This is a genomic window from Acinetobacter sp. CAU_H_78 (genome assembly GCF_058599365.1).
Window position 1 is genome coordinate 303,961 of the sequence record NZ_CM178652.1, and the last position, 16,957, is coordinate 320,917.

Genomic DNA, 16,957 nt, shown 5'->3' on the forward strand with positions numbered 1-16,957 from the left:
AGATGGCTCTAACAGAGATAAGAGCGAAGATGAGTACTAATATGATAACTAATTATTTAAGAAAATCCATACATTAAACTATTGAAAATAAAATAAAAATTAGAGTAATTGCTCTATTTGTGTTCGCCGTTTCAATTGATTTTTATCATGAAAATAAATCACAAAGCAAGTGATTGTATTCAAAAAATAAATAAAAAAACCCCAGCATTTTTGCTGGAGTTTTCTGCTTTAAAATGAGGCTTAAACTGCTGCAAGAGATTGTTCCAGATCCGCAATCAGGTCATCAATGTGTTCAATCCCGATCGATAAACGCACCATATCTTCACTCACACCTGCTGATTTAAGCTCTTCAGCATTAAGCTGGCGGTGGGTGGTCGTTGCCGGGTGGCAGGCCAAACTCTTGGCATCCCCAATATTGACCAGCCGAGTGAACAATTGCAGGGCATCGATAAAACGGGCACCGCCTTCACGGCCACCTTCTACACCAAAAGTCAGAATGGCAGACGGTTTACCTTTCACATATTTTTGTGCCAAAGCATGCTGCGGGTGATCTTTCAGACCGGCATAATTGACCCATTTTACTTTCGGATGTTGTTGTAAATATTCTGCAACCTTCAGCGCATTTTCTGTGTGACGTTCCATACGCAGGCTCAAAGTTTCCAAGCCTTGCAGAATTAAAAATACATTTTGTGGGCTGATCGCTGCCCCGGTATTACGCAGAGGTACGACACGAGCACGCGCGATATACGCCGCTTCACCTAAAGCTTCGACATAATTCACACCATGATAACTCGGATCCGGTGTATTCAAAGCAGGGAAACGCTCGGCATGCTGCCCCCATGGGAACTTGCCACTATCCACGATAATGCCGCCAATCGAATTCCCATGACCACCAATATATTTGGTCAGTGAATGCACCACGATGTCGGCACCGAAATCAAAAGATTTCTGTAGAACTGGGGTCGCTACAGTATTGTCGACGATGACTGGTACGCCATATTCATGGGCAATCTTGGAAATCGCTTCGAGGTCAATAATATTGCCCAGCGGGTTACCGATTGATTCCACAAAAACCAGTTTGGTTTTGCCGTCAATCAGATTACGTAGAGCTTCCGGATCTTGATAGTCAAAGAAACGAACTTCGATCCCTTGTTTAGGCAGGGTATGTGCAAACAGGTTATAAGTGCCGCCATATAAAGTAGACACCGAAGCAATATTGTCACCCGCTTCAGCAATGGTCTGAATCGCATAGGTAATCGCAGCCATACCTGAAGCTAAAGCCAGCGCACCAATACCACCTTCCAGAGCTGCAATACGTTGTTCCAGCACTGCCGTGGTTGGGTTCATGATGCGGGTATAGATATTGCCCTGAACTTTTAGGTCAAACAGATCGGCACCGTGCTGAGTATTGTCAAAGGCATATGAGGTGGTTTGATAAATGGGAACCGCAACAGCTTTAGTGGTAGGTTCCGGGCTATAGCCTGCGTGAATCGCTAAAGTTTCTGCTTTATAAGTCATGATCGTTGGTCTTCTTGTGTTTTTAGCTGTAATGAAACTGCTCAAATATTAACACTTGAAATATGAAGAAAAGTGCATATTTATTCAAATGAATATCTTAATTAACGATATAGCATCAGCAAAATAATGCAAGTTTAGGTGTCAGAAATACTGTTTGAAAAATAAACAGGATTAAACTTGTAACAAGGCATTAACTTCACGTGAATGGCTTATGTTTTGAAGACTTTCTGCGTATAATAGCCGATTATTTTTTCGCTCATGATTGAGCAGGGGAAGTTTGTTTCTTCCCCATTTGGTTTTTCAATTGAGGAGTCCTACGTGGCCCAATATATTTATACGATGAACCGAGTGTCCAAGATGGTTCCGCCAAAGCGCGAAATCCTCAAGGATATCTCCTTATCATTTTTCCCAGGCGCAAAAATTGGTGTGCTTGGTCTGAACGGTGCAGGTAAATCTACTTTGCTTCGTATTATGGCGGGCGTAGATAAAGATTTCTCTGGTGAAGCACGTGCGCAACCGGGTATCAAAATCGGTTACCTCGAGCAAGAACCACCACTTGATCCAACCAAAGACGTTCGTGGCAACGTTGAAGACGGCGTACGTGAAGCACTTGATGCATTAGAACGCCTTGATCAGGTATTTGCAGACTATGCAGATCCGGATGCAGACTTCGATGCTTTGGCGAAAGAACAGGAAAAACTGGAAGCGATTATCCAGACTTGGGATGCGCATAACCTGAATAACCAGTTGGAACAGGCTGCAGCAGCATTAAATCTGCCTGCATGGGATGCAGATGTAACCATGCTTTCAGGTGGTGAACGCCGTCGTGTTGCATTATGTCGTTTACTGCTGTCTAAACCAGACATGCTGCTTCTCGACGAACCGACCAACCACTTGGATGCAGAATCTGTATCTTGGCTGGAACGCTTCCTGAAAGACTTCCCGGGCACTATCGTGGCGATTACGCACGACCGTTATTTCCTGGATAACGTAGCCGAGTGGATTCTGGAGCTTGACCGCGGACATGGTATTCCTTACCAAGGTAACTATTCTTCTTGGCTGGAACAGAAAAATGCGCGTTTAGAACAAGAGAACAAGCAGGAAGAATCTTTTGCTAAAGCATTGAAAAAAGAACTTGAATGGGTTCGTTCAAATGCGAAAGGCCAGCAGAAGAAAAACAAAGCACGTATGGAGCGTTTCGAAGAGCTTAACTCTCGCGAATTCCAGCAACGTAATGAAACTTCTGAAATCTATATTCCGCCTGGTCCACGTCTGGGCAACAAGGTGGTTGAAGTTGAAGGGATCAGCAAATCGTTTGGTGACAAACTGCTGTATAAAGACTTGTCTTTCACAGTACCACCAACAGCGATTGTCGGTATCGTAGGTCCAAACGGTGCAGGTAAAACTACATTGTTCCGTATGATGACGGGCGAACAGCAACCCGATACTGGTACAGTGACTTTGGGTGATTCTGTAAAAGTTGCTTATGTGGGTCAGATTCGTGACACCCTGGATGACAATAAAACCGTTTGGGAAGAAGTGTCTGGCGGTCTGGATATCCTGAAAGTAGGCGATTACGAAATTGCATCTCGTGCTTACATCGGTCGCTTCAACTTTAAAGGTCAAGATCAGCAAAAACGCGTAGGTGAATTGTCAGGTGGTGAGCGTAACCGTTTACAACTTGCGAAAATCCTGCAACAAGGTGCGAACGTAATCCTGCTCGATGAACCATCAAACGACTTGGACGTAGAAACTTTACGTGCGTTAGAAGATGCAATTCTGGTATTCCCGGGCTGTGTGATGGTGGTATCGCATGACCGCTGGTTCTTGGACCGTATTGCGACTCACATCTTGTCATTTGAAGATGAGACTCCAGAATTCTTCACCGGTAACTATACCGAGTTTGAAGAATATCGCCGTAAGAAATATGGCGATGATCTGGCAGCGAAGCGTCAGAAATACCGCAAAATTGGTGCTTAATCCAAGCGCATAAAAAAACCAGCCTTTGGGCTGGTTTTTTTATTTAATATTGGACACTCATTTGGCTATAAGTATTTGATAACAGCCGCGCAGCTTTTAAATGACCTTGCTGTTTAGCCTTATTCAGCCATTCTTCAGCATGAAAATAATTCTGATCTAAACCTAGACTACCTTTAAGAAAGTGTTTACCCAGTCTATATTGCGCTTCGGCGTGTCCACGTGTTGCTGCACTTAAATAGTTCCAGAAAGCATTGCGTTGATAACTTTCTTGCTGCTTTAGCTGCGCAATTTGAAAATGTTCGACTTGGCGTTGCTTTAAAGCATGGCAAAGCTTTTCAAGCTGTACAGCTTCCAGATAATAGGTGTCTGCTTCAGAAATAGAATTCTCCACTTCTGAACCTGTAGGCTCATCATGAGAAAACAGAAAATGTATGACTTTTTTAAGTTTAAGCATTTTTATTCCTCACGTTTGCCATTATTAACAATTAATTAAACTATCCACTAAAGACTACAATATAAAGCGGTTTTATTACGGTAATGAATTGCATGCTTTTAGTCTCATGTTGATATTTTTGTGTATTTAATGAGCAAAAACAAGAAGTAAAAATAAAAAAACTTCATTTAAAAAGTGAATTAAATTAGAAAAAATATGAATTTGTTGTTCTAGTCGACATTTTAATATTAGGGGCTAGAAGATTTAGTTTTACTAATAAAAAAAATCTTGCATAAGCATGCAAGATTTTTAGCTTTAAAAATGAGTGAACTATAGAAATCAGATTTCCCACTCATGATTGCATTCACGGCATTTCCATTTCTTTTGACTTTGCATGAAAGCTTGCATGGAAATTTTAAAATCAGGCAAATCTTTATAGAACATGAAGCCTGCGATCAGACAGATTATAAACACGATCACAGTAGCGGTCTGTAAAGTCGTACCTGCACCATCTCCAAAAATCCACATCGCGATGCTAATGATGACCAGCAGCAATAATACAAACAGGGCAGGCACCAGCATGATCAGGCTTTTAGGCACAACAGGACGCGCCGCTGGTTGACCTGGCTGAGCAACGGGCATGATTTTTGGGCTTTGACATTTAGGGCAACGATATTGCATTACAACTCCAAAATTCTAAATTACTGATTATTTTATCGGAAGATACGCAAAAACCGAAATACCGCCAATATAAAACAGACAGACAATAAAAAACCCAAGTCACAATGCTTGGGTTTTTTATTAAGATGTTGCCATCTTGAATATGGCGTCCCTACGGGGATTCGAACCCCGGTTACCGCCGTGAAAGGGCGATGTCCTAGGCCTCTAGACGATAGGGACAAATGAGGCAAATACACAGGTAAAGCAAGACTTATTTGGTGGAGTCAAGGAGGATCGAACTCCTGACCTCTACAATGCCATTGTAGCGCTCTACCAACTGAGCTATGACCCCAGTCTGTGTGAGCGCTATATTATGGATATAACGCTCAGCCGTCAACTAAAAAATAAATCAAGCTTGATCAACTGCTTCATTTTTCGGCAGTTTCAGACTCTCATTCAGCTTTTCCCAAGCTTTTACTTCTTTCTTGCTAGGACCACCCACAACTTCCAGCGCGTGGCGCAGACGGGCAAAAGTCAGATCCGGACCAATGGTAACCATGGTCTGCATGACTGGGGTAGAAGCGGTTGAACCGGCAATCGCAATAAAGAATGCTGGCATAAAGTCACGTAATTTAACGCCCATCTGATTTGCCAGATCCATCAGCGTTTGGCTGACAGTGTCATTGTTCCAGGTGAACAGGCTTTCCAGACGCCAGATCGCAAATTGCAGGCTTTGACGCACTTGTTCTTCAGAAAGTTTTTTGCTTTCAAACTGTTCTTTAGTCAAAGTCGGGAAATGGTTGAAATAATGCGCTGACCAGTTCACTGCTTCAGACAGCAAATTGATCCGTGGTTGAATTGCAGCAGCGATTTCTTCCAGTTTGGCACGGTCTGCTTTCCAGGCTAGTAAGGTATCTAATAGTTCAGCAGGAGAAAGGGCTTTAATCCACTGACCATTTAACCAGTTCAGTTTCTCAACATCAAAGATTGGACCACCCAGAGAGACACGGTTAATGTCAAAGTGTTCAATCATTTCAGCCAAAGTAAACTTTTCACGCTCATCTGGCATTGACCAGCCCATACGGCCCAGATAGTTCAGCAATGCTTCTGGCAATACACCGATGTCTTTATAGTAGTTAATTGAAGTCGGGTTCTTACGTTTAGACAGTTTTGATTTGTCCGGGTTACGCAGTAGAGGCATGTGGCACAGGACTGGCATGTCCCAACCAAAGTATTTGTACAGCAACTGATGTTTCGGTGCAGATGGAATCCATTCTTCACCACGAATCACATGTGTAATTTGCATCAGGTGGTCATCGACCACGTTTGCCAGATGGTAAGTTGGCAGACCATCAGTTTTCAGCAGAATTTGCATGTCGACTTGCGCCCATGGAATTTCCACTTCACCACGCAGCATATCATTGAACGTACATACCCCTTCAGTCGGCACTTTCATACGGATCACGTGCGGTTCACCAGCTGCCAGACGACGTGCCACTTCTTCTTTAGACAGTTTTAGACCGCGGCCATCATAACGTGGAGTTTCGCCACGTGCCTGCTGTTCAGCACGCATTTCATCCAGTTCTTGCGCTGTTGCGAAACAGTAGAAGGCATGACCTTTATCTACGAGTTCTTCTGCGTATTTTTTATAAATGCTCATTCGTTCTGACTGGCGGTATGGTGCATGTGGACCACCGACATCTGGGCCTTCTGACCAGTTCAGGCCTAACCAGCGTAGTGAGTCCAGAATCATTTTTTCAGATTCAGGAGTAGAACGTAGCTGATCCGTATCTTCAATACGAAGAATGAATTCGCCACCGTGCTGTTTGGCAAAACACAGGTTGAACAGGGCAATATAGGCAGTTCCCACATGCGGGAAACCGGTAGGAGAAGGTGCAATACGAGTACGAACAGTCATAACCGGATCTAATCTTAAATATAAAATTGCAGCTATTATAACGAAAAAGCCACATCACTTAATGCTTTATTCAACATTGAATGATGCGGCTTTTCAGGATGAGCAAAATATAACGAATGTGGAGAACTAAAACTAAGTCTTATGAATTGCTCGGAGAAAAAATACTTTGCACAAAGCGGGTAAAGCGCAGGTTTTGAGCTGCAAAAAAGCTTTGAGTCGGATTTGATTTGAACGCAGTCAGCGCCTTAAGTTCATCCTCAGTATGAAAAGCATTTTTATCAGCTTTATGTTGCTGAATCGCTTTTTCAATTGGTGAGGTTTTCACTTCAATTGCACTTGCAGAGGCTTTAGGTAGCTCTGTTTTTACAACTACGGCATGGCCAAGTTGAATCGAGAACAGCATGATAAGACTTAGGATGCTGGCTGTGAATATTTTAAATTTCATATCCAAACTTCCTCCTTGGCTCTGGTTAATCTTGTTTTGTTAAAAATGTTGTTATAATACTGGCTACAATCTAATCACATTCAGATATAAAAAAGTAGAACCAGGTCACATTTTTTACAAAAAACTAATATTTCTCTGTGGAAAATTACTAAATCTCAAAATTTCCACATTTAAGTTGCCTATTTGTAACAGATAACTGTGTAGAGATCGTGAAGAACTGTCTTATATTGTAGCAGGATATTAAATTTTTAGGGGAAAATGTATCCGAAATGAATTGTGAGCATATATATCAAAAATAGAATATGATTGGATAAAATATTATAATCATCTGATTGTTAAGTAATTTTTTTGTTTATATAGTGCTGGGTAAATTAGCAATGAGTGCCCATCATGAAAAAGATAATAACTTCTACTATTTTAGTATTACTTGGCGGAAGTGTCATTCCTAGCTATGCTGCAAAAGACTTTCTCAATGTTTCCTATGATCCGACCCGCGAATTCTATCAGGAATATAATGAAGAATTTGGCAAGTTCTGGAAACAGAAAACCGGGCAAGCGGTCAACTTTAAACAGTCGCATGGTGGTTCAGGTAAACAGGCACGCTCTGTGGTGGATGGTTTGCAGGCCGATGTAGTCACTTTGGCACTGGCCAATGACATCGAAGAAATTGTCAATGCAGGCTTAATCGAAAAGGGCTGGCAGAAAGAGTTCCCAAGTAATTCGGCTCCTTATACCTCTACGATTGTATTTCTGGTTCGTAAAGGCAATCTAAAACAGATTAAAGACTGGAATGACCTAACCAAACCAGGCGTTGAAATTATTACGCCAAACCCAAAAACCGGTGGTGCACCGCGCTGGATTTATCTGTCGGCTTGGGGTTATGCCTTGAAACAGCCGGGTGGTAATGATGCCAAAGCCAAAGAACTGGTGAAAAAACTCTATGCCAATGTCAAAGTATTGGATTCAGGTGCGCGTGGTTCCTTAACGACCTTTGCTGAACGCGGGATCGGCGATGTATTACTCTCTTGGGAAAATGAAGCGTTATTGGCGACGCAAGGTCTGGGTAAAGATAAGTATGAAATTGTTTATCCTTCGATTTCCATTCTGGCTGAGCCTTCAGTGGCGATTGTCGACAAGACCGTGGATAAAAATGGTAACCGTAATTTGGCCAAAGGTTATTTAAACTATTTATATTCACCAAAAGGGCAGGAGTTGGCAGCGAAATATTACTTCCGTCCACGTGATGCCAAAGCAGCAGCAAAATATGCGGCGCAATTCCCGAAAATTCAGACTTTTACCATTGATAAAGTCTTTGGCGGCTGGGCAAAAGCGCAGAAAACCCATTTTGTGAATGGGGCAATTTACGATCAGATCTCTGCGGAAAACCGTAAATAATTTTAATTACTGAAGCAAAGTCAGAAAGCGGATAGTTTATTATCCGTTTTTTTTATATCTAAAGCATAAAATGCTATAAAAATGGGATAAGCCTTTAATCTAGAAATTTTTATTATATAAAACATGAAATTAAAACAAAAAATAACTAAATATTACCCTGTATGCACTTTGTTTGCTCAATTGCGAAAAATAACTTTATTTCATATAGTTATATCTAATGAAGATAATCTCCCGATACTCTTATGAAAACTCAATTAAAATCACTGGTTAGTGTTGCTTTATTGGCAACAGGTCTGACATTTACTGCAACTGCAAGCCAAGCTGCGGATCGTGAATTCCTGAACGTTTCTTATGATGCAACCCGTGAATTCTATGATGAATTTAACAAATCTTTTGGAGCCTACTGGAAAAAACGAACCGGTATTGATGTGAACTTTAAACAGTCTCACGGCGGTTCAGGTAAACAGGCGCGTTCTGTGGTCGACGGTTTAAAAGGTGATGTGGTTACTTTGGCATTGGCAAACGATATTGAAGAGATCGTAAGATCTGGTCAGATTCAGCCAGGCTGGCAAAAAGAGTTCCCGCATAATTCTGCACCTTATACTTCAACGATTGTCTTCATGGTGCGTAAGGGTAACCCTAAAGGAATTAAAGACTGGAAAGATCTGACTAAACCGGGCGTAGAAATTATTACACCAAACCCGAAAACTGGTGGTTTGCCACGTTGGGTTTATCTGTCAGCTTGGGGTTATGCAGAAAAACAACCAGGTGGTAGCAAAACCAAAGCCCAAGAATTTGTCGGCAAGCTTTATAAAAACGTCAAAGTGATGGACTCAGCCGCACGTGCCTCAATGACGACATTTGCTGAACGTAATATTGGTGATGTGCTGTTAACTTGGGAAAATGAAGCTCTGGTAACGCAAAAAACTTTAGGTAAAAATAAGTTTGATATCGTTTATCCATCTTTGACCATTCTGACTGAACCTTCTGTAGCCATCGTAGATCGTACGGTAGATAAAAATGGCAATAAATGGTTAGCTAAAGGTTATATCAACTATCTTTATTCTCCACTTGGTCAGGACATGGCAGCACGACATTTCTATCGTCCACGTAATGAGAAAGTCTTAGCCAAATATTCATCACAGTTCCCGAAAATTAAAACCTTTACCATTGATGAAGTATTCGGTGGCTGGGCCAATGCACAGAAAACTCACTTTGTGAATGGTGCAATCTTCGACCAGATCTATAACTCGAAGCGTTAATTTGTTGATTAAAAAATAAATTTAAAATATAAAAAAAGCTTCCTCGATGGAGGCTTTTTATCGGCTGTCGAAAAATAAAAACGGTTTTCTCTATAGAAATTAATATTTATCTACAAAAAGTCGTTTGGAGCTTTAGCTAAACAGAGTGATAATGTGCAGTTAAATTTTTCGCCCTATTGATTGAGTTTTTATGTCACATATTTCTGTATTACTTCACGAAACGATTGATGCCTTACTGGCTGGTCGCAATACGGGAATTTATGTGGATGGAACCTTTGGCCGTGGTGGGCATACACGTTTATTACTTTCCAAATTAGATGAAAATGCACGCGTCTATGCTTTCGATAAAGACCCGCAAGCATTGGCTGTTGCCGCAGAACTGGAACAGGAAGATTCACGTTTCAAAATTATTCATGCCAGCTTCGCTGATTTAAAACAGGCACTGGCTGAGCAGGGCATTGAAAGTGTGGATGGTGTGATGGCTGACTTAGGGGTGTCTTCACCGCAGCTGGATCAGGCAGAACGCGGTTTTAGCTTTATGAAAGATGGCCCGCTGGATATGCGTATGGACAACTCGCAAGGTCCTACTGCAGCAGAATGGCTGGTAGATATTGAAGAAGAAGCACTGGCTAATGTGATTTTTCAGTATGGTGAAGAGCGTTATAGTCGCCGTATTGCTAAAGCAATCAAGGCTGCCGGATATATTGATACCACAGCTAAACTGGCGGAAATTGTAAAAGTTGCCCATCCAAAATGGGAAAAAAATAAACATGCTGCCACCCGAACTTTCCAGGCAATTCGTATTGCTATTAATAAAGAATTAGAAGATATTGAAACTTTCCTCCCTCAAGCGGTTGAGATTTTGAAACCGGAGGGACGTTTGGCTGTGATCAGCTTCCACTCATTGGAAGACCGGTTGATTAAGCAGTTTATTCAAAAAGAATCAACGCTTGAAGAAGATTCAGGCTGGGGAATGCCGCAACAACAAAAGGATACGCGACGTTTAAAGAAAATTGCCCGGGTCAAGGCAAGTGATGAGGAAGTTAAAGCCAATCCTCGTTCACGTAGCGCATGGCTGCGCGTGGCAGAACGTTTAGCTTAATAGGCACATCATGAAAACTGAAGTGGTTGATAAAAAAACAGAAAAGTTATGGCTGAAAAAAGTCATTGTTTACCTCATATTGATATTGATGGTCTTTATCAGTGCGGTATTTGTCGTCTTCCAGGTCTTTGAATACCGTCAGGATAATCGAGAACTAAGTACCTATCTGCGTGAACGGGATGATTTGAATGCAGAGTGGGGACGTTTGCTGATTGAACAGCAGACCTTTGGTGCGACCGCGCAGATTGGTACCCGTGCAGTGACCCAGTTAAGGATGTATTCACCTCCGATTTCACAGAGTGCCGTGATTTCCTTACCACAACCTTCAGATGAGAAAAAATAAGGCTAGCGCTCGAACATGGTAGACAAGAGAAAGAAGCAACCGGTACGTAAAAAGCAGTCCGTCACCGAGAAAAATGCCTTAAATGTTTATATCAACCGTTTTTACATCATGTGGGCCGTGGTGCTGCTGTGTTTTGTGACACTGATCGGCCGAGCTTTCTATGTGCAGATTATCAATAAAGACTTTTTGCAAAATAAAGCCAATGCCAATATTTTACGAACCAATACCATCAAGGCCATGCGTGGCGTAATTTATGATCGTAATGGTATTCCGCTGGCAATCAGTACGCCGATTATGAAAATCGTGATTGACCCACGTGACTATTTTGATAATAAAAAACTCTATGATGAAACCATGCTGGCGCTACAGAAAGAGCCGAATAGCCGTAAACTGAAACGTCAACTCCCAGATAAAAACCTGAATCTGGATGAGCTGGCTGATGCAGTAGGTATGGATCGTGCTGAATTGCGTAGAAAGATGGAAGAGCGCCCACGTTCACGTTATCTGATCCTTAAAAAAGAAGTGCCGCCACAACAGGCGGAACTGATCATGAAGCGTAATTTCCAGGGTGTGTATACCGAGAAAAACTATAAGCGTTATTATCCGCAGCCACAGCCAAACTCCCAGATTATTGGTCTGACCAATAGTGAAGGTACAGGTATTGAAGGTCTGGAGATGCAGCTGAATACCCGTCTTGCCGGTCAGGATGGAGAACAGCAGATTATTCGTGACAAAAAAGGCAACCGGGTTAAAGAACCGGAAGTGATTAAAGAAGTTGAGCCGGGTGAAAACATTACCCTGAGTATCGACTCACGTTTACAGTACATTATGTATCGTGAACTGACTGCAGCAGGCGTCGCCAATAATGCCCGCTCCGCAACAGCGATTGCAGTTGATGTCAAAACTGGTGAAATTCTGGCAATGTCTTCTTGGCCATCTTATAACCCGAATGACAAGAATGGCTTATTAAATAAAGACGCAATGCGTAACCGTGGCGCTGTCGATTCCTTCGAGCCGGGTTCAACCATGAAGCCGCTAACAGTGGCGATGGCTCTAGAGAGCGGGAAATATACGGCCAATTCGGTGATCAATACGAGTCCAGGTAGTATGCGAGTCGGGAATCATACTATTCGTGATACGCATAACTACGGTCAGTTGACACTGGGTGGTATTATCCAGAAATCATCAAACGTCGGTGTAGCTAAATTAGCTCTGTCACTGCCGTATGAAACTTTACCGACTTTCTATAAACGTCTTGGTTTTGGTCAGCGTTCCGCAGTGAAATTTCCGGGTGAAAGTTCCGGTTTGATTCTGCCGCCAAGTAAATGGAATGTGTCTGAAGTAGCAACCATGGCCTATGGTTATGGTCTGAATGCGACTGTGCTGCAATTGGCTGATGCCTATGCCATGCTGGCGAACAAAGGTGTGAAAGTGCCTTTAAGTCTATATAAGTTAGAAGAACAGCCACAAGGCGAGCAGATGATTGATCCACAAATCGCAGAACAGGTTCTGCTGATGATGGAAACAGCAACTTTGCCTGGTGGTACAGCAACCCGTGCAACCGTACCTGGTTATCGTGTTGCAGGTAAAACCGGTACTGCGCATAAATTGCGTGCCGATCGTAAAGGCTATTCAACCAGTGAATACCGTGCCTTATTTGCCGGTGTAGCGCCAGTAAGTGATCCGCGTATTGCCATGGTGGTGGTCGTGGAAAATCCGCAAGGGTCTTATTATGGTGGTATGGTATCTGCACCTGTCTTTGCCCGTGTGATGCAGGAATCTTTACGCCTGCTGAATGTCCCGTTGGACAAACCTTTAGAATCTCCCAAAGTCCAGTAAATAGGTGATCAATGTCCATTACATTTCAAGATCTCTACGCCGTTCAAGAACCTGCTGAGTGGATGCGACAATCCTTTCAGGGTTTCGAACTGGACAGCCGCAAAGTTAAACTGGGGCAAATTTTTATTGCCCTGACCAGCTTGTCTCAACCTGAAAAAACCGCAGAATATGCCAAGAAAGCCCTGTCATTGGGTGCACTGGCCGTGATTTCAGAACAAGAGCTGGGTGTTACTCCAGCTTTGGTAGTACCCAATGTCCGTCACTTGATGGGCGAGTGGCAGAAGCGCTATCTGCAAGCGACTCAACCAGTCAAGGCTGCTCGTATTCTGGCTGTGACCGGCACCAATGGTAAAACCACGATTTCCCGTCTGGTTGCTGAGTTGCTGATGCTGCAAGCTAAAGCCTGTGCAGTTATGGGGACTACAGGGAATGGTATTTTGCCGAATCTGGAAGCCTCTTCTCATACCACGCTTGATGCACTGCATTTGCAAAATGCCTTGCATGCCTATGCACAGGCAGGTGCGGAATTTGCCTCAATTGAAGCGAGTTCGCATGGTCTGGAGCAGGGCCGTCTGAATGGTTGTGCAATTGAAATTGCGGCTTATAGCAATTTAAGTCGAGATCATCTGGATTATCACGGTACGCTGGAAGCTTATGCAGAAGCAAAATCGCGTTTATTTAGCTTTGAATCTCTGAAAGTTGCAGTCATCAATATTGATGACGCACATGCAGAGGTGATGCTGAATGCTGCAAGAACCAATCCAAACCAACCGAAAATTCTGACTTATTCTTTGTCACAAGCAGCCGATTATCAGGTTCAGGATATCCAGTACAGTATTTCCGGTGCTGAATTTAAATTGATCACTGCACAAGATACATTTACTGTGCATAGTCCTTTGCTGGGTCATTTCAATATCGAAAATCTGGTTGCGAGCCTGATTGTGGCAGAGCAGGCGGGTTTTGCACTAGCCGATTTAATTGCAACTGTACCTGAGCTAAAAGGTGCTCCAGGCCGTATGCAGGTGATTCGTGATGATGAGCGTTTATTTGTCGTGGATTATGCACATACTCCAGATGCCCTGACTCAGGTCTTGCTTACACTGAAGCGCCATGTCAGTCAAAAACTCTGGGTTGCTTTTGGTTGTGGCGGTGATCGTGACCGTGGTAAACGTCCGCTGATGACTCAAGCGGCTCTCGAAGGTGCTGATATTGCAGTGCTGACTTCGGACAATCCACGTACTGAAGATCCAAACCAGATTTTCGCTGACATGAAGCAGGGTATCGATTTTTCAGACAAAACCTATCATGAAATTCATGACCGTCGTGAAGCAATCCGCTTTGTAGTCGACCAGGCGCAGCCAGGTGACATTGTGGTGATTGCCGGTAAGGGACACGAAAATTATCAGGAGATTGATGGGGTGCGACATTGGTTTGATGATGTGGTCGAGGTACAGGCCGCAATTGATGCCCAGCATCACAACTGTGATTTAGCATTTCCAGCGCATTAGGATTTTACATGCATACTTCAACAACAAGTACCGTGCCTTTAGAGCCATGGACAATTGAACAATTACAGCAAGCCACTCATGGTTATTGGCTGAATGATAAAAAACCTGAAGGTCAGATTAAGCGGATTTTAACTGATTCCCGTCATGCCGAAGCAGGTGATGCTTTTCTGGCATTGAAAGGTGAGCGTTTTGATGCACATGACTTTATCGCACAAGTGGCTGAAAAGGGCTGTGGAATCGCGATTGTCAGCCAACCTGTTGATGCAGAGATTTGCCAGCTGGTGGTTGAAGACACTCGTCTGGCACTGGGTCATCTTGGCGCTTATCGTCGTCAGCAAAACTCACAGCTTAAAGTCATTGCTTTGACTGGCAGTAGCGGTAAAACCACGACCAAGGAAATGCTGGGCAGTATCCTGTCACGTCTGGCACCGACTTTAGTCACTCGCGGTAACCTGAATAATGATTTGGGTGTCCCAATGATGTTGCTGGAACTGCGTGCTGAACATCAGTATGCAGTGATGGAATTGGGTGCGAGCCATCAGGGTGAAATTGATTACACTTCCAATCTGGTGCAGCCGCATGTGGCCGGTATTATTAATATCGGTACCGCACACTTGGGTGAGTTTGGTGGCCGTGATGGGATTTGTCGCGCCAAGTCTGAAATCTATTCGCATATTTCTGAAACTTCGATTGTGCCTGCAGCAGATGATTATGCCGAGCAAATCCGTGCAGCCGTCAAAACCGAGAAAGCTTTGAGTTTTGGTCAGGGCGGTGATGTCTATGCAACTGACGTAGAACTACATCCGCAATCTGCGACTTTCACGCTAAATACACCACAAGGCATTAAAACCGTAAATCTACCATTTGCTGGTGAACACAATGTGCAAAACGCAACTGCAGCGGTGGCTTTTTCTTTGGCAATTGGTATTAGTCTGGATGATATCGTGGCTGGCCTTGAACAGGCCGTTGGTGCCAAAGGTCGTTTGAACTTTATACCGCATAAAGAATTTTTATTTATTGATGATACCTACAATGCCAATCCAAGCTCGATGCGTGCAGCGGCTGAAGTTTTAGCGCAGCAGCAGGGTATTCGAGTGATGGTGACCGGTGATATCGGTGAACTGGGTTCATCTGCTGCAATCGAGCATTACAAGCTTGGTCGGGATCTGGTATCGGTCAAAGGCATTAATTTTGTGGTGGCTGTGGGTGAATTTGCTCCAGCTGCACAAGAAGGTGCACGTAGTACGCAATATGGTAAGAAAATGCAGGCTTTCCTGAAACAGGAGCAGGCTTTACCATTTTTAATTGATTTGATTGAAACACATCATCCCCAGCCAATGTCTTTCCTATTTAAAGGGTCGCGTTTTACCCATATGGAAACATTGATGGCTGCATTGATGGAGAAACTTTAAATGCTGTTATGGCTATTTGATCATCTGGCGGGCTTTGATAGCACGTTTCAGGTGGTTCGTTATCTAACTTTACGTGCTTTGCTCAGCGTCTTGACCGCTATGACTATCGGTTTGGTCTTGGGTCCGATCATGATCCGCAAATTGCAGGCACTAAAATATGGTCAGGCAGTAAGTTCGTTTGCTCCTGAGAATCATGCCAAGAAAATGGGTACACCGACCATGGGTGGGGTATTAATCCTGCTCTCAATCGGGATATCCACCTTACTATGGGCAGACCTGACGAACCCTTATGTCTGGATTGTGCTCTCGGTGATGGTGATTTTTGGCGCCGTGGGCTGGGCAGATGACTGGATTAAAATCCGTTATAAAGACAATGCTGGTTTACCTGCACGCAAGAAATTCTTTTGGACGTCTGTAGGTTCAATCGGTGCTGGTATTGCACTGTATGTGATCGCACAGCAGCAACCGAATCCGGTAGTGACTGCCAATATGCTGGATGTGCTGATTCCATTCTTTAAGGATCACACCATTCCATTGTCTGTGATTCCGCTGGGAATTGGCTTCATTATTTTCACTTACTTCGTGATTAATGGTGCATCCAATGCCGTAAACCTGACTGATGGTCTGGATGGTCTGGCGATCATGCCAATTGTTCTGGTTGCAGCAGGTTTAGGGGTATTTGCTTATCTGGCAGGCGATGTACGTTTCGCTAACTACTTACATATTCCTTATGTGAAATATTCTTCCGAACTGGTAGTCATCTGTGCTGCGATGATTGGTGCCGGTCTGGCATTCCTCTGGTATAACGCTCATCCAGCTCAAGTGTTTATGGGTGATGTGGGTGCATTATCTTTAGGTGCAATGCTGGGTACGATTGCCGTGATGGTGCGTCAGGAAATCGTGTTTGCGATTATGGCAGGTGTATTCCTGGTGGAAGCGATTTCAGTCTTCCTGCAAATCGGTTCATTAAGAATGCGTAATAAACGGGTATTCCTGATGGCACCTTTGCATCACCATTATGAAAAGAAAGGTTGGCGTGAAACTCAAGTCGTCATTCGTTTCTGGATTATTACGATTATGCTGGTAGTTTTAGGCCTAATGACCTTAAAATTACGCTAAGAAATGCATTTAAAAAAAGTCGG

The 16,957-nt window shown here is 43.4% G+C and carries 14 protein-coding genes and 2 tRNA genes; 9 read left to right on the top strand and 7 right to left on the bottom strand.

Annotation, left to right across the window (positions count from 1 at the left end; all coding sequences use genetic code 11):
• Positions 1–240 precede the first annotated feature (240 nt).
• The gene (locus AC4MCD_RS01440) at positions 241–1,518 is read right to left on the bottom strand and encodes a bifunctional O-acetylhomoserine aminocarboxypropyltransferase/cysteine synthase (protein ID WP_419364022.1); all 1,278 of its coding nucleotides are present in this window, start codon (positions 1,516–1,518) and stop codon (positions 241–243) included.
• Positions 1,519–1,836: 318 nt separating this feature from the next.
• On the opposite strand from AC4MCD_RS01440, the gene ettA reads away from it, so the two are divergent.
• Positions 1,837–3,498, top strand: coding sequence for an energy-dependent translational throttle protein EttA (gene ettA / locus AC4MCD_RS01445; RefSeq protein WP_005233568.1), 1,662 nt, complete (start codon positions 1,837–1,839; stop codon positions 3,496–3,498).
• A 43-nt stretch (positions 3,499–3,541) separates the two neighbouring features.
• Here ettA and AC4MCD_RS01450 read toward each other — a convergent pair whose 3' ends face one another.
• The 6 genes from AC4MCD_RS01450 to AC4MCD_RS01475 form a co-directional block, all read right to left on the bottom strand.
• Positions 3,542–3,952: an SEL1-like repeat protein gene (locus AC4MCD_RS01450; RefSeq protein ID WP_419374537.1), complete on the bottom strand. Its 411-nt coding sequence runs from the start codon at positions 3,950–3,952 to the stop codon at positions 3,542–3,544.
• Between the two features lie 318 nt (positions 3,953–4,270).
• Positions 4,271–4,612, bottom strand: coding sequence for a hypothetical protein (locus AC4MCD_RS01455; RefSeq protein ID WP_004787163.1), 342 nt, complete (start codon positions 4,610–4,612; stop codon positions 4,271–4,273).
• 143 nt (positions 4,613–4,755) lie between these two features.
• Positions 4,756–4,831 (bottom strand) — tRNA-Glu (locus AC4MCD_RS01460).
• A gap of 36 nt (positions 4,832–4,867) precedes the next feature.
• A tRNA-Ala gene (locus AC4MCD_RS01465) sits at positions 4,868–4,943 on the bottom strand.
• A gap of 57 nt (positions 4,944–5,000) precedes the next feature.
• The gene (gene gltX, locus AC4MCD_RS01470; protein WP_262737953.1) at positions 5,001–6,509 is read right to left on the bottom strand and encodes a glutamate--tRNA ligase; all 1,509 of its coding nucleotides are present in this window, start codon (positions 6,507–6,509) and stop codon (positions 5,001–5,003) included.
• A gap of 139 nt (positions 6,510–6,648) precedes the next feature.
• Positions 6,649–6,954: a hypothetical protein gene (locus AC4MCD_RS01475; protein WP_491876455.1), complete on the bottom strand. Its 306-nt coding sequence runs from the start codon at positions 6,952–6,954 to the stop codon at positions 6,649–6,651.
• 390 nt (positions 6,955–7,344) lie between these two features.
• On the opposite strand from AC4MCD_RS01475, the gene AC4MCD_RS01480 reads away from it, so the two are divergent.
• From AC4MCD_RS01480 to mraY, 8 genes are all read left to right on the top strand, one after another.
• Positions 7,345–8,349 carry a sulfate ABC transporter substrate-binding protein gene (locus AC4MCD_RS01480; protein WP_491876456.1) on the top strand — a complete coding sequence of 335 codons (1,005 nt, stop codon included), beginning with the start codon at positions 7,345–7,347 and terminating at the stop codon, positions 8,347–8,349.
• Between the two features lie 242 nt (positions 8,350–8,591).
• A complete protein-coding gene (locus tag AC4MCD_RS01485) occupies positions 8,592–9,611 on the top strand; it encodes a sulfate ABC transporter substrate-binding protein (RefSeq protein WP_491876457.1) in 1,020 nt (339 codons plus the stop codon).
• A gap of 190 nt (positions 9,612–9,801) precedes the next feature.
• The gene (gene rsmH / locus AC4MCD_RS01490) at positions 9,802–10,713 is read left to right on the top strand and encodes a 16S rRNA (cytosine(1402)-N(4))-methyltransferase RsmH (protein WP_180104162.1); all 912 of its coding nucleotides are present in this window, start codon (positions 9,802–9,804) and stop codon (positions 10,711–10,713) included.
• Positions 10,714–10,723: 10 nt separating this feature from the next.
• Positions 10,724–11,056, top strand: a complete 333-nt coding sequence (gene ftsL, locus AC4MCD_RS01495; protein WP_491876458.1) for a cell division protein FtsL — start codon at positions 10,724–10,726, stop codon at positions 11,054–11,056.
• A gap of 15 nt (positions 11,057–11,071) precedes the next feature.
• Complete coding sequence (gene ftsI / locus AC4MCD_RS01500; RefSeq protein ID WP_491876459.1) at positions 11,072–12,895, top strand: penicillin-binding protein PBP3; 1,824 nt, start codon at positions 11,072–11,074, stop codon at positions 12,893–12,895.
• 11 nt (positions 12,896–12,906) lie between these two features.
• Positions 12,907–14,403 (top strand): UDP-N-acetylmuramoyl-L-alanyl-D-glutamate--2,6-diaminopimelate ligase, encoded by a 1,497-nt coding sequence (locus tag AC4MCD_RS01505; RefSeq protein WP_491876460.1) that lies wholly within the window; start codon positions 12,907–12,909, stop codon positions 14,401–14,403.
• Positions 14,404–14,411: 8 nt separating this feature from the next.
• A complete protein-coding gene (locus AC4MCD_RS01510) occupies positions 14,412–15,815 on the top strand; it encodes a UDP-N-acetylmuramoyl-tripeptide--D-alanyl-D-alanine ligase (protein WP_491876461.1) in 1,404 nt (467 codons plus the stop codon).
• Entirely contained in the window at positions 15,816–16,934 is a 1,119-nt protein-coding gene (gene mraY / locus AC4MCD_RS01515) for a phospho-N-acetylmuramoyl-pentapeptide-transferase (RefSeq protein ID WP_159122695.1), read from the top strand. It begins immediately after the preceding gene.
• Positions 16,935–16,957 lie beyond the last annotated feature (23 nt).